Annotated in this window: 18 protein-coding genes; 10 read left to right on the top strand and 8 right to left on the bottom strand. The window is 71.0% G+C overall.

Features of this window, described 5'->3' with window-relative positions; genetic code table 11:
* Positions 1-49: 49 nt before the first annotated feature.
* The gene (locus K8625_RS12010) at positions 50-835 is read right to left on the bottom strand and encodes a hypothetical protein (protein WP_223749698.1); all 786 of its coding nucleotides are present in this window, start codon (positions 833-835) and stop codon (positions 50-52) included.
* Between the two features lie 116 nt (positions 836-951).
* Positions 952-1,524: a hypothetical protein gene (locus K8625_RS12005; protein ID WP_223749699.1), complete on the bottom strand. Its 573-nt coding sequence runs from the start codon at positions 1,522-1,524 to the stop codon at positions 952-954.
* Positions 1,525-1,928: 404 nt separating this feature from the next.
* On the opposite strand from K8625_RS12005, the gene K8625_RS12000 reads away from it, so the two are divergent.
* The 3 genes from K8625_RS12000 (at position 1,929) to K8625_RS11990 (ending at position 5,382) form a co-directional block, all read left to right on the top strand.
* A complete protein-coding gene (locus tag K8625_RS12000; protein ID WP_046716565.1) occupies positions 1,929-2,165 on the top strand; it encodes a hypothetical protein in 237 nt (78 codons plus the stop codon).
* A 72-nt stretch (positions 2,166-2,237) separates the two neighbouring features.
* The gene (locus K8625_RS11995; protein ID WP_223782783.1) at positions 2,238-3,854 is read left to right on the top strand and encodes a phospholipase D-like domain-containing protein; all 1,617 of its coding nucleotides are present in this window, start codon (positions 2,238-2,240) and stop codon (positions 3,852-3,854) included.
* Positions 3,855-3,978: 124 nt separating this feature from the next.
* Positions 3,979-5,382, top strand: a complete 1,404-nt coding sequence (locus K8625_RS11990) for a hypothetical protein (protein WP_223749701.1) — start codon at positions 3,979-3,981, stop codon at positions 5,380-5,382.
* Positions 5,383-5,393: 11 nt separating this feature from the next.
* Here the strand turns inward: K8625_RS11990 and K8625_RS11985 are convergent, their stop codons facing one another.
* Positions 5,394-7,712, bottom strand: a complete 2,319-nt coding sequence (locus K8625_RS11985) for an ATP-binding protein (RefSeq protein WP_223782782.1) — start codon at positions 7,710-7,712, stop codon at positions 5,394-5,396.
* Between the two features lie 182 nt (positions 7,713-7,894).
* On the opposite strand from K8625_RS11985, the gene K8625_RS11980 reads away from it, so the two are divergent.
* From K8625_RS11980 to K8625_RS11965, 4 genes are all read left to right on the top strand, one after another.
* Positions 7,895-8,278 carry a BlaI/MecI/CopY family transcriptional regulator gene (locus tag K8625_RS11980; protein ID WP_141330281.1) on the top strand — a complete coding sequence of 128 codons (384 nt, stop codon included), beginning with the start codon at positions 7,895-7,897 and terminating at the stop codon, positions 8,276-8,278.
* Positions 8,279-8,281: 3 nt separating this feature from the next.
* A complete protein-coding gene (locus tag K8625_RS11975) occupies positions 8,282-10,468 on the top strand; it encodes a M56 family metallopeptidase (protein WP_223782781.1) in 2,187 nt (728 codons plus the stop codon).
* Between the two features lie 91 nt (positions 10,469-10,559).
* Positions 10,560-12,278, top strand: coding sequence for an aldehyde dehydrogenase family protein (locus K8625_RS11970; protein WP_223782780.1), 1,719 nt, complete (start codon positions 10,560-10,562; stop codon positions 12,276-12,278).
* Positions 12,279-12,356: 78 nt separating this feature from the next.
* Positions 12,357-13,529, top strand: coding sequence for a tetratricopeptide repeat protein (locus K8625_RS11965; protein ID WP_141330287.1), 1,173 nt, complete (start codon positions 12,357-12,359; stop codon positions 13,527-13,529).
* A 237-nt stretch (positions 13,530-13,766) separates the two neighbouring features.
* Here the strand turns inward: K8625_RS11965 and K8625_RS44160 are convergent, their stop codons facing one another.
* The 3 genes from K8625_RS44160 to K8625_RS11945 are packed head-to-tail and all read right to left on the bottom strand — an operon-like array spanning position 13,767 to position 17,704.
* Positions 13,767-14,897, bottom strand: a complete 1,131-nt coding sequence (locus K8625_RS44160; protein WP_223749705.1) for an NAD-binding protein — start codon at positions 14,895-14,897, stop codon at positions 13,767-13,769.
* The gene (locus tag K8625_RS11950) at positions 14,894-16,489 is read right to left on the bottom strand and encodes a sodium:proton antiporter (RefSeq protein ID WP_223749706.1); all 1,596 of its coding nucleotides are present in this window, start codon (positions 16,487-16,489) and stop codon (positions 14,894-14,896) included. The genes K8625_RS44160 and K8625_RS11950 overlap by 4 nt, the downstream gene beginning before the upstream one ends.
* A 48-nt stretch (positions 16,490-16,537) precedes the next feature.
* Positions 16,538-17,704 carry a sorbosone dehydrogenase family protein gene (locus K8625_RS11945; RefSeq protein ID WP_223782779.1) on the bottom strand — a complete coding sequence of 389 codons (1,167 nt, stop codon included), beginning with the start codon at positions 17,702-17,704 and terminating at the stop codon, positions 16,538-16,540.
* A gap of 211 nt (positions 17,705-17,915) precedes the next feature.
* On the opposite strand from K8625_RS11945, the gene K8625_RS11940 reads away from it, so the two are divergent.
* Positions 17,916-18,497: a type 1 glutamine amidotransferase domain-containing protein gene (locus K8625_RS11940; RefSeq protein WP_223782778.1), complete on the top strand. Its 582-nt coding sequence runs from the start codon at positions 17,916-17,918 to the stop codon at positions 18,495-18,497.
* Between the two features lie 141 nt (positions 18,498-18,638).
* Here the strand turns inward: K8625_RS11940 and yjjJ are convergent, their stop codons facing one another.
* On the bottom strand, positions 18,639-19,940 hold the full coding sequence (gene yjjJ, locus K8625_RS11935) for a type II toxin-antitoxin system HipA family toxin YjjJ (RefSeq protein WP_223782777.1): 1,302 nt from the start codon (positions 19,938-19,940) through the stop codon (positions 18,639-18,641).
* 194 nt (positions 19,941-20,134) lie between these two features.
* Positions 20,135-21,064: a DUF1684 domain-containing protein gene (locus K8625_RS11930; protein ID WP_223782776.1), complete on the bottom strand. Its 930-nt coding sequence runs from the start codon at positions 21,062-21,064 to the stop codon at positions 20,135-20,137.
* Positions 21,065-21,177: 113 nt separating this feature from the next.
* Between K8625_RS11930 and K8625_RS43735 the strand changes: the two genes are divergently transcribed.
* Both K8625_RS43735 and K8625_RS11915 read left to right on the top strand, forming a co-directional pair.
* Entirely contained in the window at positions 21,178-22,023 is an 846-nt protein-coding gene (locus K8625_RS43735) for a 2-oxo acid dehydrogenase subunit E2 (RefSeq protein ID WP_223750650.1), read from the top strand.
* A 32-nt stretch (positions 22,024-22,055) separates the two neighbouring features.
* Positions 22,056-22,289 carry a hypothetical protein gene (locus tag K8625_RS11915; protein ID WP_141330261.1) on the top strand — a complete coding sequence of 78 codons (234 nt, stop codon included), beginning with the start codon at positions 22,056-22,058 and terminating at the stop codon, positions 22,287-22,289.
* The last annotated feature ends 1 nt before the right edge of the window (position 22,290 follow it).

Below are 22,290 nucleotides of genomic sequence, written 5' to 3'. Positions count from 1 at the left end.
CCCGGGCCGGCCGCGTCACGCTTTGGCCGGCCAAGGTCTTCTCGGGACTTCAGGCGGCCCGGTCCACCGCGAGCGCCACGTCGCTGAAGTCCGTCTCGTCCACCTCGAAGGGCTCCTCGACGCGCGAGGGCGCTGGGGCCACCGTCGCCTGGCGGGGCTCGGCCTGGTCGGCGCGCTCGTGCTCCAGGTGGATGCGCAGCCCGTCGAACATGGTGTCGAACGCGCGGTAGACGCGGTCCACCATGGCCAGGGCGTCGCGGCGCACCTCGGGCTCCAGCACCATGGCCTCCAGCTCCGCCGCCAGCTCCTGCTCGAACATGGCGTGCTGCGCCTCGGCCTGCATGTGGTGGTCGGAGAAGTACTTGAGCCGCTCGTCGGCGCCCTGCGCCGCGCTGACGATGGCGGTGCGGCTGAAGAACACGTGACTGGTGGACTCCAGCGCCCACAAGAGGACGATGCGCAGCCGGTCGTCCACCGGCCGGTACACCTCGCTGATGATGGCGTAGGCGGCGTCGCGCGTCTTCGCGTGCGCCTTGCCGTAGAGCGCGCCGATGCTCAGCGAGCCCCCGGTGAGCTGGGCGATGTCGTCCTCGAACCACTGGTCATGACCGCCCTCCTCCGCGTGGTGGCGCGTGGCGAGCATCTTGAGATGAGCGTCCTGGATGAAGTGCGCGTTGAGGCGCAGCACGTCCTGGAACGTCATCACCCAGAACGTCAGGCGCGGCGCGAACGCCATCACCTGCTCAATCGGGCGGTCCTGCTTCAGGTCCGAGAAGAAGGGGTGTGAGGCGAACCGCTCCTCGCACACCGCGATGTGTTGGAGCACGGCCTTCATGGATGTCCCTCCCAGATGCGGATGCTTGGACTCCGCTCGGCCCTGGCGGAGTGTCTTGTCGAAGCGCCCAGGCCCACGCAGGGGAGATGTGTGGGCTTGGAGGCCAGCGGTGTGCGCTACCAACTGATGTTGTACGTACAGGCCCCATCTCCCCGGCGACGGCAACTCTTGGGGTCATGTTCAATACGCACCCAAAGAGAATCCTTGGGGCGGAATTTGTCGGTGATTGCCTCCAGGAGGCCGTAGTCCAGGTCGCACGGGTAGGGATTGTCGCAGCGCATCCTCGCGTTGCGCTTGTCCACGGGCTCGAAGTGGTAGCCGCCGATGTTGCCCTTGCCGCGGTGGTTCATGCCGTAGGCCATGTTCACGCCGCGCAGCCCCTTCTCCAGCGTGTCGATGTCCGGCGGGAAGTGCGCGCTGTCCGGAATCTTCCGGCCAATCGTTCGCACCGTGCTGGGGCCAATCTTGTCGAACACCAGGCTGAAGGACTTCAGCAGCGCGGACATCGGGTACCAGGTCTTGGCCTCCAGCGGGGTGATGCCATTCTCCGCGAGGATGCGCAGCGCCCGCGCCTGGGCCAGCTCCATCCCGTTGACGATGGCGAGGATGGACTGACCGATGACCTCGATGCCCTGGTAGGACGCGAAGGCCGGAGGGGTGGGATGGACGGAGGGGGTCTTCAATTCCATACGTGGCTGACCTCGCGATTCGATGCCACGCATTGAACCGGGTTTCGCGGGTATTTTCAAATTGACTGATATGTTCAAACTTTTCCGTTGCCGTGGATGTTTTGGATTGGGGCGGGGCTGACCCATGTCTCACTGTCTCGTGTCTGATTCCAGACAGTCATGTGTGGCGTGGGACGTGGGGGTGGGTGTGCCCATGCGGGGCTGGGAACATTGGGTGCGGAGATCGCCGCACGGACTGAAAAAATGGCAGTCCTTCCAGCCCTCCGGGCGGGGGCGAGTGCCGCAAACCCGCGAGAGGACAGGGGGAGGCGGCTCGGCACGTGGGTTGCTCAAGGGCAGGGGGCAGTCGGGCGGCGGCGGTGGCGGCGGGATTACGCGGTAACCCTCATCCTTGGAGAAGAACCATGGCGAAGACTCAGCGGCGTGGAGCGGTCATCCGGAAGGCTCGGCAGGTCAAGGCGACGACGGCCCGTGCGGTGTCGGGGGCTGGCAAGAGCGCTCGCAAGGTGCAGGTGACGCTGGGGGACCTCATCGCGGCCGCGTTCGACACGGTGGGCGGCGAGGTGAAGAAGGTGAAGCAGGTGATGTCCTCGCAGGACATGGTGCTGGCCACCGGCAAGCACATCGTCTTCGTGGGCTGAGGGCCGGGGCCTTGGCGGTGAGGGCGCCACGAGCGCGTGGCGCCAGGGGAGGGCGGCGAGGGGGTTGGGTGTGTGAAGCGCATCATCATTCCCGGACGCAACTGCTGGACGGTGGAGGAAACGAGCGACGCGGGCGTTCTCGTGGATGGACGCGCCTACTACCGTGAGCTGTACCGGGCCGCGAAGAAGGCCCGGCGCTACATCGCGATGACGGGCTGGCAGTTCGACAGCGACGTGTCGCTCCTGAGAGGCGAGGACCTGGAGGAGGCGCGCGGCGGCGAGGTCCGCCTGCTGCCCATGCTGGACGCGCTGTGTCGGGCCAACCCCGAACTGCACGTGTACATCCTCGCGTGGGACTTCAGCCTGCTGCTCGCGATGGAGCGCGAGTGGATGCAGCACCTGCTGTTCAACTGGACGACGAACGAGCGCGTGCGCTTCCGCTTCGACCCGTCCAGTCCCTTGTATGGCGCGCACCACCAGAAGCTGGTGGTCATCGACGGCGTGCAGGCCTTCAGCGGCGGCATGGATGTCTGTGATTGTCGTTGGGACGACCGCGACCACCGGCTGAGCTCGTCGCTGCGCTGCGACAGCGGCAGGGACCCGCATGGGCCCTACCACGACGTGCAGGCCGTGTTCACCGGACCGGTGGTGGGCCGACTGACGGAGCTGTTCGAGGCGAGATGGGCGCACTCGGGCGGCGGCGAGCTGCACCTGCCGACGGTGGCGCGCGACGACGTGACGTTCAGCTCGAGCGTGCCGGCGCCGCCGGGGCCGGTGGCCATCAGCCGCACGTTCGGCAAGACGCTGCTGCCGCCCCAGGAGGCCGTGCAGGAGGTGCGCGCGCTGTTCCTGGACGCCATCGAGGCGGCCGACCGGTTCATCTACATCGAGAACCAGTACTTCTCCTCCCGCGCCATCTTCCAGGCGCTGGTGCGCCGCTTCCGCGAGTCCGGGCGTCCACCCATCCAGGTGGTGCTGGTGTTGCCCAAGCAGCCCGAGGCGCTGCGCGAGCAACTGGCCATGGGCATCGCGCAGGTGCGGCTGCTGCGCGCGCTGGAGCGGGTGGCGCGCGAGACGGGCAACACCTTCCGCGTGTACTGCTCGGCGGCGCGCGACGAGCAGACGGGCGAGGACGTCTATACCTACATCCACTCGAAGGTGATGGTGGTGGACGACCGCTTCCTCACGCTGGGCTCGGCCAACACCACCAACCGCAGCCTGGGGTTGGACTCGGAGCTGAACCTGAGCTGGGAGGCGGAGGCCGACGGCGACGCGGTGTCGCGCGCCATCCGCCGCGTGCGGGTGTCGTTGATGGCCGAGCACGCGGGGCTGTCCGGCGCGGAGACGCTGGCGCCGCTGATGCGCGCGGACGCGGGGCTGGTGGACTGGCTGGACGCGGTGGCGAGCGCGGGGCTGCACCGGCTGCGCCCGCACCCCATGGAGACGGTGTTTGACCAGAGCCCGCTGCTCAAGTCGCTGGAGCCCGAGGACCTGGTCATCGACCCGGAGGACTCCGTGCTGGACGAGTCCCTGTTCGAGGCGCTGCGCGGCGGCGAGGACGGGCTGTTCGCCTCCGGCATCCGCCTGCTGTCGCGCTGGCTGGTGGGCGCGGCCGAGGAGCGGCCCCACCGGGCCATCCTCCCCGCGGACGCGGACTCCGAGGGGGGCGGCCACTACGGCGGAGGGTGACGCACCCGTCACTCCCGGGGTGTCACCCGTCGGGTGGGTGTGCCGAGGCTCGGCAGTGTCACCCACACCCGGGCGGCGGCCGGGCGCTTCGCCGGAGGGCGGGGCCGGGTAGACTCGGGAGACGATGACTGGCGCCCCCCTCCTCGTCCTGTTCGCCCTCGTTACCCACCAGAGCTCCACCATCTCCGAGGAGGGGCCCTCGGATGAGAGCTCCATCTCCTCCGGCCAGCAGACGCCCGTGTCCAAGGCGCGCCTGGACGAGCCCGCGCCCCCGGGCAGCCGCAAGGGCGGTGACGGCTTCGGCTTCGGCGGGCAGCTGGAGGTGGGCGGGCTGAGCCTGCCGTCCGGCACACCGGGGGGCGGGCAGGACCTGTTCATCCGCGTCTACCCGTCGCTGGGGCTGACGAAGGGAGACTCCTTCGTGCTGCGGCTGGGGGCGAACCTCCGGATGCGCATGGTGGACGAGGAGCCGAAGCAGGCGGACGGGGACTACGGCGCGCGCCTGCGCCGCGAGGACTGGGATGAGCTGAGCGACATGGGGCAGGTGGTGCGCATGCTGCGCATCGGCCAGGAGGGCCGGCCGTTCTTCCTGCGCGTGGAGCCCTTCGTCGAGGAGTCGCTGGGCCGGGGCTACCTGATGGGCCGCTACAGCAACGTGCTGTCGCCCGACTACCACCCGGCCGGCGGCTCGCTGACGGTGGTGAAGGGGCCGGTGCGCGCGGAGGTCATCGCGAGCGACGTGCTCGCCGCGCGCATCTTCGCCGCGGAGGTGATGTTGGACCTGGGCCGCGCGGCCAGCGACGACGCGAACCGCTTCGACCGCTACCTGCTCCGCCTGTCCGCCGCGCACGACGCGGGCAAGGCCGGCGGCGAGTCCCCCAACATGACGCTCACCTCGCTGGGCGGCGACATCGCGCTGTACAAGGGCGAGCGGCTGCGCGCGTGGGCGCTCCTGGGCGGCGGCGCGCGCTTCGCTGAGTCGCACTCTCCGGCGGTGGGCGGCCTGTTGGGCGTGGCCTTCGAGGGGCAGCTGGCCAGCGGCACGCAGCTGAGCGTGACGGTGCAGGGCCGCCGTCAGGGCGGGCGCTTCCGCTTCGGCATGTTCGGCCCGGACTACGAGCTGGGGCGCTTCTCCGGCACGGGCCTGGCGGAGCAGCCCATCGCGGACGAGGAGCTGCCCACGGGCTTCTCCGGCTACCTGGAGGCCTCCATCGCCAAGGGCAGCGCGGACACCACGCTGCTGCTGGGCAGCGTGGCCGCGCAGTATCACGGCTTCGGCCGCACGGACCTGGACGTGTCCGCGGGCTTCGAGCTGCCCGGCGGGCGCACCCGCGTGCTGGGCCGCGCGGTGCTGACGGCGCTGGGAGACCGGCCGCGCTACTCGGTGAGCGCGGAGGTGCGTCAGCGCCTGGTGAACCACCTGTACGCCTGGGGCTCCGGCGGCACGGTGCACTTCCCGCAGGCGGACAACGTGCTGGTGCGCGGCGTGACGGTGGGCGCGGGCGTGGGTGTGGACTTCCAGCGCTGAAGGCGCGCGCCTCAGGGGGCCAGGGGCAGGGTGAAGTGGAAGGTGGAGCCGTGGCCCACGCGGGTGTCCACCCAGATGTGGCCGCCGTGGCGCTCGATGATGTCGCGGCAGATGTAGAGCCCCAGGCCCAGCCCGCCGAAGCCGGAGATGGGCGCGTTGCGCGCGCGGAAGAAGCGCTGGAACAGGTGCTCGCGCTGGTCCTCGGGGATGCCGATGCCGGAGTCGCGCACGGACACGTGGACGCAGCTCCCGTCGCGCTCCAGCTTCAGCCGCACGCAGCCCCCGGTGGGGCTGTACTTGAAGGCGTTCTCCAGCAGGTTCGACAGCACCTGCGCGAGCCTGCCCCGGTCCCCCAGCACGACGAGCGGCTCGGGCGGGACCACGCGCTCCAGGGTGTGCTGTCCCGTGAGCGGGCGTGTCTCCGCGAGCACCTCGTCGATGAGCGTCTGGAGCTCCACGGCGCCCCGGTGCAGCTCCAGCCGTCCCGCCTCGATGCGGGTGGCGTCCAGCAGGTCGTGGATGAGCAGCGACAGGCGCGACACCTGGGAGAGCGCCTTGTCCACGTGGTGGGGCTTGGGGGCGTGGCCCTGGGTGGCCTGCTGCTTCATCATCTGCAGGTGCAGCTTGAGCGGCGTCAGCGGCGTCTTCAGCTCGTGGGCGGCGATGGACAGGAAGTCGTCGCGGACGCGGATGGCCTCCTGGGCCTCCTTGAGCAGCCGCTCGCGCTCCTGTCGGGCGCGGTGCTCCTCGGTCACCTCCACGACGACGGCGCCCAGGCCGACGATGCCCGCGCTGGGCGTGCTCACCGGGTAGTAGCTGACGCGCCAGTGGCGCAGCTCCTCCGGCGTCGCGGGCACGTTGCCGGACATCTCCATGTCGCTCATGGGGATGCCCGTCTCCATCACCTGGAGCATCAGCGGCGCGAAGTGCGGCGCCATGAGCGGGTTGGCCTCCCACACGGTCCGCCCCAGCTCCCACTCGCGCGAGTGGCCGTGCAGTGACGCGAGCGCGGTGTTGATGCGCAGGTAGCGCAGCTCCCGGTTGAGGAACGCGAGCCCCACGGGCGCGTGGGCCAGGAAGGTGTCGAGCAGCGCGAAGGACTCCTCGGTCCGCTCGCGCGCGTTCTGCTCCGCGACCAGCAGCCGCTCCCGCTCCACCTTCGCGCGGCGCTCCTGCGTCACATCCCGGTAGCTCCACACCCGGCCGATGATGGCGTCGCCCATCCGCTGTGGCAGCGACGTGCCCTCCAGCACGCGGCCGTCCTTCATCTCGATGACGTCCACGTGGACGGCGTCGGAGGGGATGTACTGCGCCTGGATGCTGGCGAGGAACGCCTCCGGGTCCGCCGTCTGGGGCGCGGCGTGGCGGAGGGCCGCCTCCGCGATGCGTGGGCGCAGCAGCGCGTCGCTCAGGTCCCACATGTCCTGGAAGCGCTTGTTGAAGGCGATGATGCGCCGCTCCGCGTCCACCACGATGACGCCGTCCGCGATGGAGTCGAATGTCGCGCGCAGCACGGAGTGGGTGTGCTCCAGGCGCTCGCGCGCGCGGCGCTGCTCGGTGACATCCACCAGCAACCCGCGCAGCCTCACCGGCCGGCCCTCCTCCGCGGTGGCGGTGACCTGCGTCCGCATCCACACGGCCTGGCCGCTGTCGGTCATCATGCGGAACTCCAGCTCGTGGGTGCGCCCCTGGCGCAGCGCGCCCAGGCAGGTGGCCATGACGCGGCTCCAATCCTCCGGATGGACATGGCGCGCCCAGAAGTCGGGCTCGCTCACCCAGCGCCGCGCTTGCAGCCCCAGCAGCCGCTCCGCCTGGTTGCTGACGAAGGTGAAGCGGAACTCCGCGTCCGCCTCCCACACGATGCCGTCGATGCTGTCGATGAGGCTCTCGTAGTGCTCGCGCACGTGCTCCGCGCTCGGGACGGCGTGCGCTGTTCGCGGGGCCTGTCGCGGCTGAAGCCGGGCGCATGCGCCCACGAGCGAGCCGTCGTCCCCGTACACGGGGAGCACCACGGCGAAGAGACGCTGTCCCTGGCCGCTGCCCTCACCCAGCCCCTGCTCGCCCGCCAGCGCGGCCCGCACGGCGGTGAAGAGCCAGGGCAGGCGCGCGAGGACCTCTCGGCAGGAGCGGCCCTGCTCTCCACCGCCCTCCCAGCCGGCCGCCAGCGCGAGCACCGGGTCCATCCAGATGACGCCTCCCTGGGCGTCGACGACGAGCGCGGCGCGCAGGTCGCGGCCCACCTGGAGCAGCCGCTCGTGGGGCGTCACGGGGCGCGAGGCGGCCTGGGCACCCGGGCCCGCCTGCCATCGCCGCATGTCGCCCTTCGCCATGTGCTCCACCTTCCGTGCCCATGTCGCCTGCTCCCGTCCCGGGCCTGGGAGGGCCGTGTTTCAAACATGGGACGCGCTCCGGGCCCGCGAAAGGGCGCCGCTCCCCTGGAGCCTCGCGCTTGACTACGTTTGTAGTCACGCGTACCTTCTTCGTGACTACAGTTGTCGTCACGGGATGCGCCATGAAGAAGCCGGTGGGTGAGCAGGAGCTGTCGGTGCTGCGGTACGTGGCCGAGCATGGGCCGGCCACGGTGGGCGAGGTGGCGGAGCGCTTCGGCGAGGCGCAGGGCCTGGCGCGCTCCACCATCCTGACGGTGATGGAGCGGCTGCGGCAGAAGGGGTACCTCACGCGGCGCAAGGTGGACGGCGTGTTCCAGTACGCCTCGCCGGTGCCGGAGGGGGAGCTGCTGCGGGGCGTGGTGGACGACTTCGTGCAGAGGACGTTGTCCGGCTCGCTGTCGCCGTTCGCCGCGTATCTGTCGGAGGCGGAGGATGTCTCCGACGCGGAGCTGGCGCAGCTGCAGGACGTGGTGGCTCGGCTTCGCTCGAAGAAGAAGAAGGACTAGCCCATGCGAACGGAATGGCTCGTGGATGTGGCCGCGTGGCTGTCGTCATGGCCGGAGGGACTGTGGCGCGCGTCGTGGCAGGGCGCGCTGTGCGCGGGGCTGGTGTGGGCGCTGACGCGGCTGTGGGCGCGGATGCCGGCCGCGGTGCGCGCGGGGCTGTGGTGGCTGGTGGCGCTCAAGTTCGTGGTGTCGCTGGTGGGGCCTCATCCGCTGTCGCTGCCGGTGTTGCCCGCGTCGCTCTCGTTCCTGGGCGGCGCGTCGGCGGAGCCGGTGGCCTCGCTGGCGCAGGTCGAGCCCTCGGCGCCGGTGGTGCATGGGGCGTACGTGGAGGCGCCGGTGTACCGCGGGGTGGGCACGCGGGAGGTGCACGTGGAGAAGCGCGAGGTCGCGTCGGAGGGGCTCGTCGTGTCGCCGGTCGCGCCTCGCGGTGAGGTGGCGGGGTGGACGCGGGTGCTGGCGTCCCATGGGAAGGCGCTCCTCTTGTGGGCGGTGCTCGCGGCGTGGCTCGGGGGCGTGGTGTGGCGGGTGCGGGCGCAGGCTCGCAACTGGGTGACGATGGCGCGGCTGCGTCGGGATGCGCGGTGCTTGAATCATCCGGACCTGGAGGAGGAGGTCCGCGAGCTGGCCGCCAGCGCGGGGCTGCGGCGCGTGCCGGCGCTGCTCGTGTCGGACCAGGTGACGAGCCCGCTGGCCACGGGGTTGTGGAAGCCCGTGGTGGTGCTGCCGACGAAGGCGGTGCGACGGCTGCCGCTGGCGGGGCTGCGCATGGCGCTGGCGCACGAGGTGGCGCACCTGAAGCGCGGCGACTTGTGGCTCGGCTGGGTGCCGGCGCTCACGGAGGCGCTGCTGTTCTTCCATCCGCTCGCGCGGCGCGCGGTGAAGGAATACGCGCTGGCTCGCGAGGAGGCGTGTGACGCGGAGGCCCTGCGTCTCACCGGCGCGGAGCCCGCGGATTACGGCGAGCTGCTGCTCGCCTTCGGGGTCGCCCGTCCCCATGGAAGCGCCGCGGCACTCGGCGCCTCGGACCACGTTCACGCGTTGCACAGGAGGTTGAGCATGCTGGAGCACGTCGACATCGGTTCCTCCCATTCCCGTCGCTGGTTGAAGGTGACGCTGTCCGTGCTGGGCCTCGTGGCCCTGGTGCCCTTCCAGGTCGTCGCCCGGCCGGAAGGACAGGACACGTCGAAGGCACAGGCGCCCGCCGCCGCGCCTTCTCCGGCGCCCGCCGCCGAGACGCCGGCCTCGCCGTCCCAGAAGCAGGGCACGACGCGCACCGGCGTGATGCCTGCGCCGACGCCGGCCTCGCCCGCCGCTCCGCGAACGCCGGTGTCGCCCACGGCCCCGGCTGCGGTGACGCCGCCGACGCTCGTGACGCCGCTGACGCCCTCGATGCGCGTGATGCCGCCGACGCCTCCGACGCCGATGATGGGGAGCGCGCCGCGTCCTCCCACGCCGCCGACGCCGATGATGGCCATGGCGGGTGGGCCCCCGGCGCCGAAGCCGCCGCGTCCTCCCGAGCCGCTCGATGACGACTCCGGCTACGTGCTGCTGTCCGGCGACAGCGCGACGATGAACGGCAGCATGGTGGACCTGCAGCTCGCCAAGATGTTCAAGGACAAGAAGGGCGGCGAGCTGCTCTACGTCCGCCGCAAGGGCGAGACCTTCCTCATCCGCGACGCGGCCACGCTGAAGACGGTGCGCGAGGCGCTCAACGACGTGCGGACCGCGGGCGAGGCGCAGGGCAAGGTCGGCGAGCGCCAGGGCGCGCTGGGCCGCGAGCAGGGCGCGCTCGGCATGAAGCAGGGCGCGCTGGGCATCAAGCAGAGCGAGCTCGGCCTGCGGCACGCGGAGCTGGCCCACAAGCGCGCCGGGCTGCGCTTCGAGTCGAACCGCGCGGACGCCCTGCCCGAGGCCGAGCGGGAGCGCCGCCAGGCGGAGCTCGACAAGCAGGAGGCGGAGCTGGACAAGCAGATCGACGCGCTCGACGAGCAGCAGGAAGCGTTGAGCCGTGAGCAGGAGGCGCTCGGCCGCGAGCAGGAGAAGCTCGGCGAGCGTCAGGAAGCGCTCGGTCGCGAACAGGAGAAGGTCAGCGAGAAGGCCGAAGCCCTGCGACGCGAGGCCGAGCGCAAGGTCCAGTCCCTCATCGACGAGGCCCTGAGGAAGGGCCTGGGCCAGCCGCTGCCCACCTGATGACGGTTGCCGGCGGGCACCTGGGACGCGGGGATGAGCGCTCCTCTACCGTGAGAGGAGCCACCCGTCCTCTCACAGGAGGCCCCGTCCGATGAGTCTCGCCGCAAGTCCGCAGGGAACCCCCGCCGGAGCGCTCGAGTCCGCCATCCAGCGCGTGAAGTCGGGCTCGCTCTCCTGGGTGAAGCTCACGCTGCCGGAGCGAATCTCCCTCCTGGAGGAGCTGGGGCGGGGCTATGTCGCCATCGCGGAGCCGAGCGTGCGCGCGGCGTGCGAGGCGAAGGGCATCAAACCCGACAGTCCGCTGGCCGGTGAGGAGTGGCTGTCGGGCCCCATGGTGGTGGTGCGCAACCTGCGCCTGTTGGCCGCCTCGCTCCGGGACATCCAGCACCACGGGGTCCCCCGCATCCCCGCCTCCCGCCTGCGCACGCTCGAGGACGGGAGGCTCGCGGCGCGCATCTTCCCCATGGACTCGCTGGAGGGGATGTTGCTGCCGCGCAACGAGGGCGAGGTCCACTTCCAGCCCGGCGTCACCGCCGCCAACCTGCGCGAGCACCAAGCCGCGTTCTACCGGGAGCCGCACGGCGGCCGGCTGTGCGCGGTGTTGGGCGCGGGCAACGTCAACTCCATCCCCCCGGCGGACTGTCTCTACAAGCTGTTCGTCGAGGGCACCGCCTGCGTGCTCAAGATGAACCCGGTGAACGCCTACCTGGGGCCCTTCCTGGAGCAGGCGTTCGCCCCGCTGGTGCGCCGGGGCTTCTTCGCGGTGGTGTACGGCGGAGCGGCGGAGGGCGCGGCGCTGGTGTCACATCCCGCGGTGGACGAGGTCCACATCACCGGCAGCGACAAGACGCATGACGCGCTGGTGTGGGGACCGCCGGGGCCCGAGTCGGACGCGCGGCGGGCCCGGAACGAGCCGCTCCTGAAGAAGCCCTTCACCAGCGAGCTGGGCAACATCTCCCCGGTGGTGGTGGTGCCGGGGCCGTACTCGGACGGCGAGCTGCGCTTCCAGGCGGACAACATCGCCGGCATGGTGGCCAACAACGCGTCCTTCAACTGCAACTCCGCGAAGCTGCTGGTGCAGCCGAAGTCGTGGAGCGCGCGCTCGCGCGTGGTCGACGCGGTGGAGGCGAGCCTGGGCAAGGCGGCCGTGCGGCGCGCGTACTACCCGGGCGCGGACCAGCGCTGGCGTCAGTTCACCGAAGGCCGCGCGCACCTGCGCCAGGTGGGCCGGGCCGCGGAGGGTGAGCTGCCCTACGCGCTGATTGCCGACGTGGACCCGCTCCAGACGCAGGACCGCGTCTTCCGCCACGAGCCGTGGTGCACGGTGTTGTCGGAGACGGGGCTGGAGGGGACGGACGACCCGGTGGCCTTCCTGGCGCGCGCGGTGGCGTTCCTGAACGAGAAGGTGTGGGGCACGCTGAACGCCACGCTCATCGTGCATCCGGGCTCGCTGAAGGACGCGGAGGTATACCGCGCGGTGGAGCAGGCGGTGCGCGAGCTGCGCTACGGCACGGTGGCGGTGAACACGTGGCCCGCGGCGGCGTACGCGCTGGTGTCGCTGCCGTGGGGCGGGCATCCGTCCTCGACGCCGCGAGACATCCAGAGCGGGCTGGGCTGGGTGCACAACACGTTGATGCTGGAGGGGGTGGAGAAGTCGGTCCTCCGCGCGCCGCTGACGAACCTGCCGGCGCCTCCGTGGGTGCCGGGGCACCGTGGGGTGGGTGAGCTGGGACAGCGGCTGGTCCAGTTCGAGAAATCGCCCTCGTGGCTCAAGGTGCCGGGCATCGCGGCGGCGGCCCTGCGTCGCTGAGTGTCACGACCCGCTCTCCCAGCGCAGGGCGGGGGGCCTCGGGGTGTCGGGGCGCCAGCGCCGTGATAAACCCGGCGCATGTCATCGACGCATGCTCGGGAAGGCGGACGGCTGCTCCAGGTGGGGCAGCCGCAGGAGGCGGTGAAGAGTTTCCAGAAGGGGCTCGCCATCGACCCGGACGACGTGGAGTGCCTGCTGGGGCTCGTCCGGACGTACCTGAGCACGGGCGCGGCGGCGGACGCGGAGACGGCGGCGCTGCGGCTGTTGAAGGTGAAGCCGGACCACGCGGAGGGCCAGGCGCACCTGGCCATGCTGCGGGCGCAGGCGGGGAGCGCCGAGGCGCTGGAGGCGCTCAAGGCGTTGGCCTCGGCGCCGACGGCGGGCTACTTCGAGCGCTTCAACCTGGGCGGGCTGCTGCTGGACCGGGGGGATCTGGAGGGCGCGAAGGCCGCGTACGAGTCCGCGCTCCAGGTGGCGCCGGGCAGCGCGCACGTGCACTTCGAGCTGGGCCGCATCGGCCTGGCGCAGGGGCAGGCGGGCGCGGCGGTGACGCACTTCCAGAAGGCGTCCGAGGCCGCGCCGCAGGAGGCGATGCCGCTGCTGATGCTGTCGCGCGCGCACGCGGCGCAGGGCTCGCTGGGGCTGGGCATCCAGGCGGGCACGCAGGCGCTGGAGAAGGCGCAGGGCGGGCTGCGGCGCGCGGTGCTGGAGGATTTGTTCAAGCTGTACCTGTCCGGGGGCAGCCCCGAGGGGGCGAAGCGCACCGCGCAGGAGCTGCGCCAGTTCGACCCGTCGCACGTCAACTACGTCTACATGCACGGCCTCGCGATGATGAGCGCGGCGCAGTTCCCGGAGGCGAAGGCGCTCTTCGAGGAGGCGCTGCGGCTGGCGCCGCGAAGCTGGCAGACGCTCCAGGCGCTGGCGCAGATGCATGGCGCGCTGGGTGAGCGCGCGGAGATGCGCCGACGGATGGAGGAGGCGGTGGCGCTGGTCCCCACGGAGCTGGGGCCCGTGAATGACCTGGCGTTGCTGCTGATGCAGGACGACCAGCACGCCGTCGCGAAGCCCCTGCTGGAGCGCGCGCTGGCGGCGCATCCCGAGGATGCGACCACGCACCTGAACATGGCGGTGGCCACGTTCCTGACGGACCGTCAGGCGTGCATCCACCACGCGCAGAAGGCGCTCGCGCTGGGCGAAGGCGTGGTGCGCGAGCAGGCCGAGCGGTTGTTGAAGACGCTCAACGCGGGCTGAGGTGTCCGAGCGACGGGGCGCATCGGTGCCCCGTCCGCTCCGGTCCTCGATTCGTGCGCTCGCGCTGGGTGAGCGCATCGTGCGCGAGCAGAGAAGACGCTGTCCGAGGGGGCGGGGCATCGCAGTGCCTCGTCCGCTCCGGTCCTCGATTCATGCGCGGTGCCCGTGCCGCCCGGAGACGCGAGCCTCGCGATGCCGACGGTTCAGCGCCATCGCCTCGCGCTCAGGTCCGAGCCCTTACCGTCCGAAGAGCCCCCACCGCTTGTGCGCCTTGCCACCCTGGGCCCGTGACAGCCGCTCGCCCAGGATGCGGCTCATCTCCAGCGCCACGCCGGGGTTGGCCATGACGACGCTGCGGAAGTCCTCGCGGCCCACCGCGGCCAGCTCGCACGCCGTCGCCGTCACCGCCGTGGCCGTGCGCGGCTCGCCCGTCAGCAACGCCAGCTCACCGAAGAAGCCCCCGGGCTTCACCAGGGCCACGGCCTGTCCACCCGTGTCCTTGAGCTGCACCTCGCCGGAGAGCACCACGTAGAAGCTCTCGCCCGCGTCACCCTGGCGGAACAGCTCCGTGCCCGCCGGCCGCTGGAGGTGCTCCGCGCCGCGCGCCACCGTCTCCAGCTCCTCCGGATTCAACGGCGCCAGGAAGTCCACCTTGCGCAGCGTGGCCGCCAGCGCCGCCGCGCCCGTGGTGCCCACCGGCTCCGCCGTGAGGAACGTCACCGCGTCCGCCAGGTGCGCCCGCCGCGCCACGAGGATGATGGTGTGCCCCGCGCGCAGCACGGTGCTCCCGTCCGGCAGCGTCGCCCGCCCCTGCGGGTCCACCATGCCGATGAACACGCACTCGCGCGGGAAGCCCTCCATCGCCCGCACCTGCGCCACCGTCTGCCCCGCCACCCGCGCGCGCAAGGGCAGCTCCAGCTCGAACAGCACCGTGTCGCCGTCACCCAGCGGCAGCGAGCCCGCCACCTGCGGGAAGTCGATGGCCGTGGTCATCTTCGCGACCACCACCTCGGCCTCGGCCACCAGCTCCTTCACGCCCGCGAGCCGGTACGCCTCGCGATAGCTGGTGTCCAGCATGCGCACCATGATGCGCGCCGGCGACATGCTGCGCACCAGCATGGCGAACGCCAGGTTCTCCGGGTCCCGCGCCAGCACCCCCGCGGCCACGTCCGCCGAGGAGATACCCGCCGCCTCCAGCACCTGGGGACTCGTCGCGTCCCCGCACACGGCCACCACGCCCACCTCGTCGAACAGGCGCGCGCAGATGCCCGCGTCCCGCTCGATGACCGTCACCGTGTGCTGCTCGGCCACCAGCCGCGCCGCCAGCACGCTGCCCACCCGGCCCCCTCCCGCGATGATGATTTTCACGACGCCTTCCTCCCGTGCTCCGCCGTCGGCTCCTCGCCGTGCGCGCCGTGCAGCATCTTCTCCAGGTTCAACGTGCGCTCATCCAGCTGCGCCAGCATGTGCTCCGCCGTCGTCTCGGGGATGAGCCCGCTCCTGCGCGCGTTCTGCAACGCCGTGCGCTCCGCGTCGATGAGCCGCCGCCGCATGGCGATGAGGTCCTTCGCGCCCTGCGCCAGATGGTGCTCGTTGAGCCGGCGCAGCTCCCGCTCCGCGCGCGCGATGCTCACCTGGTACTCGCTGCGCAGGTGCTCATACGCCGCCCGGGGCACCAGCCCCTGCTCGTGCAGCGTCGCCAGCTCCTGATGCGCCGCCCGGCTGGCGATGAGCCGGCCGCGCTGCTCGGACATGGACAGCGCCACCTCGTCCTGCTGGAACAAGCCCAACCACTTCAACGCGCGCGTGAGCGCCATGCCCTGTCCCACGAGCGACACCAGCGTCACGCCGAACGCGATGGCCACCAGCTTCTCGCGCCCCGGCGTCGTCGCCGGCAGACCCAGCGCGAGCCCGATGGAGAGCGCGCCCTTGATGTTCCCCACGATGAAGACGTGCTGCCACCGGGGCGGCACCGCCTCCGCCGGACGCGCGAGCTTGAGCAGCAGGAAGGGCAGGTAGATGGCCACCGCGCGCCCGGCGAGCACACAGCCCACCGCGATGAGCGTCTCCGGCACGTAGTCGCGCAGCGTCTGCGGCTTCGTGGTGAGCCCCACCGCGAGGAACAGGAAGGTGTTCACCCCGAAGGTGGCGTACTCCCAGAAGGAGTGGATGGCCACCTGGCTCTGCGGCGACGCCTCCCTGCGCAGGCTGACCCCCACGGCGAGCCCCGCGACGACGGCGGCGATGGCGCCCGACAGGTGGAGCTGCTCGGCGACCACGAACGACGCGAGCGCCACGGCCGTCGTCACCATGATTTCGGCGAGCGGGTCCTCGGTGCGACGGATGACGAAGCCGCCGAGCATGCCCACCGCCAGCCCCACCACCGCGCCGCCCGCGGAGGCCAGCAGCACGCGCGCGGCGAGCATGGGGATGGACGGCGCCGCCGCTCCCGCCACCACGCTGGCGATGGCCGCGTAGGCCACCAGCGCGGTGCCGTCGTTGAAGAGGCTCTCCCCCTGGATGATGCCCGACAGCCGCGAGGGCACCGGCGCGCGGCGGAACGCGTAGAGGATGGAGACGGTGTCCGTCACGGCGAGCAGCGCGCCCAGCAGCAGCGCGGGCCAGATGGGCAGGTCCACCAGCACGTGCAGGAGCGAGCCCGTGGCGCCGATGGCCAGCACCATGCCCAGCGTGGACAGGATGAGGATGGGCAGGGCATTGGCGCGGATGCCGTTGAGGTCCGCGGTGATGCCTCCCTCGAAGAGCAGCGCCGGGAGGCAGACGAGGAACACCACCTCCGGGTTGAGGGGCGGCACGCCGGGGAGCAGGTTGCCCACCGAGATGAGCAGCCCTCCCACCACGAGCGCCACGTTGTAGGGCATGTTCGCCCGTTTGGCCGCGATGGCCAGGACGATGGCTGCCACCATCAATCCAATGACGAGGGGCATCTCCAAGTGCACGGCGCGCAGTCTTCCAGAACGCGCGAGCGCCCGTAAGGCCCCCGTGCGTCAACGCCGCAAGCGCAGGATGAGGTCCTTGCGAGGCCCGCAGTCGCCTCGGCCGTCGCAGTTGCTGGTGGTGACGTACAGGTGGCCGTCCGGCCCCATGCTCACCTCCCGCAGCCGGCCATGCGTGTCGCGCAGGTACACCTCGTGCCGGGCCACCCGGGCGGGGTTGCCCTGGTCGAACTCCACCCGGTGCAGGTGCTTTGAGCCCAACGTTCCGATGAGCAGCGAGCCCGTCCACTCGGGGATGGCGGTGCCGGTGTAGAGCGCGGCGCCGCCGGGAGGCATGGCGTCCGCGAAGGTGAGCGACGGCGTCACCCAGCCTTCGTGCACCTCGCACGAGTAGATGCCGGGCCAGCCCAGGTTGCCGCCGGGGCGCGCGAGGCTGACCTCGTCATGTCCTCGGCGCATCGTCTCGCCGCTCGGGCCGTGGTCGGTGACGTACAGCGTGGTGGCATCCTTCCAGTCCCAGCCCTGGAGGTTGCGCAGGCCGGTGAGGAAGGCAGGCGAGTGGGGGAAGGGGTTGTCCTGGGGCACCTGGCCGTCGGGGGTGAGGCGCAGGAGCTTGCCGGCGGGGTCGTTCACATCCTGGGAGCGGTCGGGTGAGCGGGCGTCGCCGGTGCCCGCGTAGAGCATGCCGTCCGGGCCGAAGCGCAGGCGTCCGCCGTCGTGGTACGTGGCGGAGGGGATGTTTCCGAAGACGACGCGGTCGAAGGTGGCGGTGGTGTGGTCCTCGGAGAGCGTCCACCGCTCGATGCGGTTCTCGTCCTGTCCGCCGGCGTCGGTGGTGACGTAGACGTAGAACTGGCGGTTCGTGGTGAAGTCCGGGTGCGCGGCGATGCCGAGCAGTCCGCCCTCCGCGGCGCGGGTGATGCGCACGGTGGCCACGGGTTGGGGTTGGAGGGTGCCGGCCTTGAGCAGGCGGATGCGGCCGGGGCGCTCGGTGACGAGCGCGTCACCGCCGGGCAGCCAGGCGATGCCCCACGGGACTTCGAGTCCCTCGGCGACGACGTCCACGGTGATGGGGACGGTGCCATCCGGGCCCCAGTCGTCGGCGACGCGCACGCAGTCCTGGGAGTTGGCGGTGCCCTGGGACTGGCTCTTGCGGCAGGCGGAGGCCGACAGGGCGAGCACGACGAGGCTCGGGGCGAGCAGGCGAGAGACGCGCATGGGGCGATTAATGTCCGGCGGTGAGCGCTCACGCCAGCGCCGAGGGTGCTCGGGTGCGGAGGGGTGGACGGTTCATCGGGTGAGAGGGTCCCTGAGGGCAGGGCGGGCAGGCGGACGGGCTGGGGCTGCGATCACTCCTTTTTCGCGGTGGGGCGCGTGGGCACCTTCAGCGCACGGGACAACCCACCCAGGTGAAGCAAGGAGACGTCCTATGGCGCGCATCGCGTTCATCCTCGCCGACGACTTCGAGGATGCGGAGTTTCGTGTGCCCTATGACCGCGTGAAGCAGGCGGGGCACGAGGCGGTCATCATCGGCCTGGAGGCTGGCGAGCCGGTGAAGGGGAAGAAGGGGGAGGAGGTCATCACGCCGGAGAAGGCCGTGAGGAACGTGTCCTCGCGGGAGTTCGACGCGCTGGTGATTCCTGGCGGTTATTCGCCGGACCACCTGCGCATGGACATCGACATGGTGGGCTTCGTGCGGGACTTCTTCCGGGCGGACAAGCCGCTGGCGGCCATCTGCCATGCGCCGTGGATGTTCGTGGAGGCGGACATCGCGGATGGGCGGACGCTCACCTCGTGGCCGTCGTTGAGGACGGACCTCATCAACGCGGGCGCGCGCTGGGTGGACCGGGAGGTGGTGGAGGACGGCAACATCATCACCTCGCGCAACCCGGGGGACCTGCTGGCGTTCAGCGAGGCGCTGCTGCGTCAGGTGGAGCACGGGATTGCGCAGCCACTGAAGGCCCCGCTCGCGCCCGAGGCCGTGTCGGAGCAGCCTCCGACGATGCACTGAGCAGGGGCACTCTCGTATCGGTCCTCTCCAGGGCTGCATGCTCATGGGCGAGCTCCCGCGAAGACAACGCGGGAGCAGCGCTCCCCTCATGCTGCCGCGCATGTCGGTGCGCTCCCGCGAGAGAAGACGCAGTGCCCTCGTTCAAACGGGCTGCTGTTGCATGAATGCTCGCAACGACTCGGCACAGGCCGCGCAGCGCTCGCGGAAGTGGGCGCTGAGCGTGAGTTCCTGGGTGAGTCGCTCCCAGTAGGCGAGGGCCCGACGGGCGGCGTCAGGCCAGACGTCCAGCGTGGTCGCGTTGGGAGGCTGGGGTGTGTACTCGCGCTCGACGAGGTTCGTGCCCACGGGCGCGAACATCATCGGCAGCATGTCGTACGCGGGTGCGAGCCGGAACCGCTTCGGTCCTTCCGTGAAGAAGGCGAGGTTGCCGAAGTGTCGGTCGGTGTTGCCAATGAGTTGGCCGAAGACGTCGAGCCACCGCGCCTGGCGTGCGTCCTCCTCGGAGATGAAGCGGGCCTCGCACAGCTTCAGCGTGGCCTGGGTCCAGGTGCCGCGCACGCCGAGGTACTCATTGTCGATGGCGCCGAGTGAGAGCAGGCCGCGTCTGCCACGGAGGCCGACGCGGTCGAAGCGCTCGACCTCGAGGAAGCGATAGCCCTCCGCATCGAACCAGCGTGTCGACGCCGCCGCGTGCCCCGCGTCACGGATGGCTTCGAGCGCGAGGTGCTCGGTGACGAGCAGGTCCTTCCATCGGGACACTGCCGCGCCTTCGTCATTGCCCGCGAACTTCACGATGACGTGCCGGTCCTTCACGCGCGTCGCGAACTTGAGATGCTCGCCTCCCACGGAGGAGCCAGGATGTCCCTGTCCCGAGGCTCGAGCGAGCCGGGGATAGTCGTCGGGAGTGGCGTGTGTATCGGGCGTCGCGAGATACCGGTCGAGTGATTCATCGCCGAGGATGAAATCTCCGACGCAGTCCTCGCCTCGCAGCGCGAGCGCGACCAGACAGTCATCATCGGTCCAGTCCGTCACACGCTGGGGCAGGGCGAGCTCGGGACATCGCAGGGAGAAGGTCCGACCGATGTAGCCCTGGGGACTCATGTCCGCCGCGAAGGGTGGCAGTCCCTCGAACAGCTCGGATTCTCCCCTCACGCGTTCGAGCCAGTGACGTCCCTCCGCGAGCAGGTGGAGCTCTCCGTCCCGATGGATGGTACCTGTCTCGTCGATGCGATGGAGGCTCAGCCGCGTGCCGAGTGAAGGCAGTGAGCGTGTCCGCGCATAGCGCGTCGCGGGGCCTTTCCCCATGCGGCACAGCCGGTCTCCCGCGGCCGCGAGCAAGCGTGTCACCGTGGGCCGAGAGACCTGGAGCCACGTGGCGAGCTCGCTCGCCTGCGCATCGCCGCGACGGCCGAGCGCCGCGAGAAGCTGTTCCACCGTGGCCATGCCCGTGCCTCCGCATACTCCCGAAGTCCTCCTCCGTGAGCAGAAGAGTGATTCGATTCGTGAGCAGAACACAGGACGCGCGCGCGCCGCGTTCTGAGGCTTCCATCTCTTTGGAATCACGATGGAGAATGAACGGGCCGGCCCGCGATGGATGCGGAGCCGGCCCGTGGGATGAGTCGATTTTCGTCCGTGGCTCAGTGGTCGCCGTAGCGCTTCTCACCGGCCTCCACGCGGAGGGCCAGGCGGTTGCCGCGCGGGGGCAGGGGGCAGGTGGCGAAGCGGGTGAACGCGCAGGGCGGGTTGTAGGCGCGGTTGAAGTCGAGCACCACCTGCCCGTCCTTCGGCATGTCCGCGTACAGGAAGCGGCCCGCGCCGTAGGTGGCGTCGCGGTTGGTCTCGTCCGCGAAGATGACGAAGAGCTGGTTGGAGCCGTCCTCCACCGGCGTCAGGCGGTACTCCTTGCCCGCCACCGTGAAGACGAGCGTGCCCGGGGCCTTCATCTCCTCCGTGGTGCCCAGCACGTTGGGGACCTGGAGCATGCGCGGCGTCTCGGCGGGCTCGAAGCGCGCGGTGACGCGCCAGGCGTTGCTCGCGGGGTACGTGGGGATGCCGTGGAACCCCGTGCGCGCGGGCGACTGCGAGTCCTTCACCCGCACGCCCACCTTGTCGCCGCGCTGGATGACGTGGAAGTTGAGGCTGCCGAGCTTCAGCACATCCGGCGAGCCCTGCTCGTCCGTCTTCAACGCGCCGCCGGTGAAGGGCTCGCCGTTGCGCGTGAACTGCACGCCCTTCTCGGGCTGGAAGGAGACCTCCTTCCCCTTGCGCGTGAAGGTGCCGAGCTTCGGCGGCGTGCCGTCCGGGAAGTCCAGCTTGTTCTCCGGCGCGGAGCCGGCGGTCTGCGAGCCCTCCTCCAGCCAGAACAGACCCACGAGGGACAGCCAGCCGTCCTCGGACTGGAGTCGCTGGAGGCGCTGCTCGTGCCACGTGCGGGTGGCGGCGGTGATGTCTTCGGGCGTCGTGGGGGCGGACACGTTCTTGGCGGGGGCGGCGGGTTTCGGGGGCGCGGCCTTGGGGGCCGGCGCGGCGTGAAGGGCGAGGGACAGGGCCAGGGCGATGGGCGTCATGTCGGGGGCCTCGGTGGAGGGCTGGCTGCGGACGACCTGTCTAACAGGGTGCCCTCCGCCGCGCAGGGTGGGGTTGCAGGAGCGTTGGACTCCATGCGAAGCCCGGGCTCTTCGTGGACCTCGACCTGAAGCCGGCGCCGCCTCCTGGGGCCTTCCGCAAGCTCGCCCTGGGGGCCTGGGGCGCGCCTCGGGACCCGACGTCCTATGCCGCACTCGAGGTGCGCATGGAGCGCGCGCTCGTGTTCCTGGAGGCGTGGCGCGAGCGGACGGGGCAGCGGCTCACCGTGACACACCTGGTGGCCAAGGCCGCCGCGGACGCGCTGCGGCTGTACCCCGAGGCCAACGTGCTCATGCGCTGGGGCAGTCCGTCTCCGCGCGTCGACGTGGGCGTGTGCGTGCTCGTGGTGCAGCCCGAGCCGTCGGGGCGCGTGGACCTGACGACGGCCACGGTGCACCGCGCGGACACGCTGTCGCTCGCGGACTTCGTGCGGGCGATGGAGGGCGTGGTGGGGCGGGTGCGCTCGCGGGAGGACGCGGTCATCGAGCGGGGCAAGCGCCGCTCGTATCGCATCCCGGGGATGTTCATGGGGTGGGCGCTGCGGCTGTTGTCCTTCGTGTGGTTCACGCTGAACGTGGACCTGCGCTGGGTGGGGATGCCGAGAGACCCGTTCGGCTCGGTGGTGGTGACGAGCCTGGGCACGCTGGGGCTCGAACGGGGCTACGTGGCGACCGTGCCGTACACGCGGGTGCCGTTGGTGCTGGCGCCTTGCTCCGTGCGGACCGAGCCGGTGGTGGAGGCGGGGGAGCTGGTGCCGGGGAAGGTGATGACGCTGACGTGTACGTGGGATGCGCGGGCGCTGGATGTGGAGGTGGTGGCGCGGGTGCTCCGGCATGTCGGGGAGGTGCTGGAGTCGCCCGAGGAGACCCTGGGGGCTGCGAGCGGGACGCAGGTGGGGTAGAACGGGGCGTCGTCACCGCTGGAGGTCTGGTCATGCCCGTGGATACGAACCGCCGTGTTGCTTCCGCTCGCCCCGTGGGACGCGCGCTCGGAGGGCAGGACCGCTACGAGAAGGAGGCCCTCGAGGGCCCCGCGGAGGGAGGTCTGGCGATGGCTCGGCGGCAGCGGCTGGCGGGCGGTCCCAACCGGGTAGAGGGGGAGAGCCCCTTCGCCGCGAAGATGCGTCAGCTCGCCGAGGGCAAGTCGTCGAAGGACGGCGGACGCTGAC

Source organism: Myxococcus sp. AS-1-15, assembly GCF_020037055.1.
GTDB classification, from domain to species: Bacteria; Myxococcota; Myxococcia; order Myxococcales; family Myxococcaceae; genus Myxococcus; species Myxococcus fulvus.
This window is presented reverse-complemented; position numbering and strand designations above follow the sequence as displayed.

What these genes read in the sequence shown, in the direction of transcription:
- K8625_RS11915 (WP_141330261.1), top strand. Translation starts at nt 22,056, where the DNA reads ATGCCCGTGGATACGAACCGCCGTGTTGCTTCCGCTCGCCCCGTGGGA.
- K8625_RS12000 (WP_046716565.1), top strand. Translation starts at nt 1,929, where the DNA reads ATGGCGAAGACTCAGCGGCGTGGAGCGGTCATCCGGAAGGCTCGGCAG.
- yjjJ (WP_223782777.1), bottom strand. Translation starts at nt 19,940, where the DNA reads ATGGCCACGGTGGAACAGCTTCTCGCGGCGCTCGGCCGTCGCGGCGAT.
- K8625_RS11945 (WP_223782779.1), bottom strand. Translation starts at nt 17,704, where the DNA reads ATGCGCGTCTCTCGCCTGCTCGCCCCGAGCCTCGTCGTGCTCGCCCTG.
- K8625_RS12010 (WP_223749698.1), bottom strand. Translation starts at nt 835, where the DNA reads ATGAAGGCCGTGCTCCAACACATCGCGGTGTGCGAGGAGCGGTTCGCC.
- K8625_RS11940 (WP_223782778.1), top strand. Translation starts at nt 17,916, where the DNA reads ATGGCGCGCATCGCGTTCATCCTCGCCGACGACTTCGAGGATGCGGAG.
- K8625_RS11930 (WP_223782776.1), bottom strand. Translation starts at nt 21,064, where the DNA reads ATGACGCCCATCGCCCTGGCCCTGTCCCTCGCCCTTCACGCCGCGCCG.
- K8625_RS11980 (WP_141330281.1), top strand. Translation starts at nt 7,895, where the DNA reads ATGAAGAAGCCGGTGGGTGAGCAGGAGCTGTCGGTGCTGCGGTACGTG.
- K8625_RS12005 (WP_223749699.1), bottom strand. Translation starts at nt 1,524, where the DNA reads ATGGAATTGAAGACCCCCTCCGTCCATCCCACCCCTCCGGCCTTCGCG.
- K8625_RS11965 (WP_141330287.1), top strand. Translation starts at nt 12,357, where the DNA reads ATGTCATCGACGCATGCTCGGGAAGGCGGACGGCTGCTCCAGGTGGGG.
- K8625_RS11990 (WP_223749701.1), top strand. Translation starts at nt 3,979, where the DNA reads ATGACTGGCGCCCCCCTCCTCGTCCTGTTCGCCCTCGTTACCCACCAG.
- K8625_RS11975 (WP_223782781.1), top strand. Translation starts at nt 8,282, where the DNA reads ATGCGAACGGAATGGCTCGTGGATGTGGCCGCGTGGCTGTCGTCATGG.
- K8625_RS11970 (WP_223782780.1), top strand. Translation starts at nt 10,560, where the DNA reads ATGAGTCTCGCCGCAAGTCCGCAGGGAACCCCCGCCGGAGCGCTCGAG.
- K8625_RS11985 (WP_223782782.1), bottom strand. Translation starts at nt 7,712, where the DNA reads ATGGCGAAGGGCGACATGCGGCGATGGCAGGCGGGCCCGGGTGCCCAG.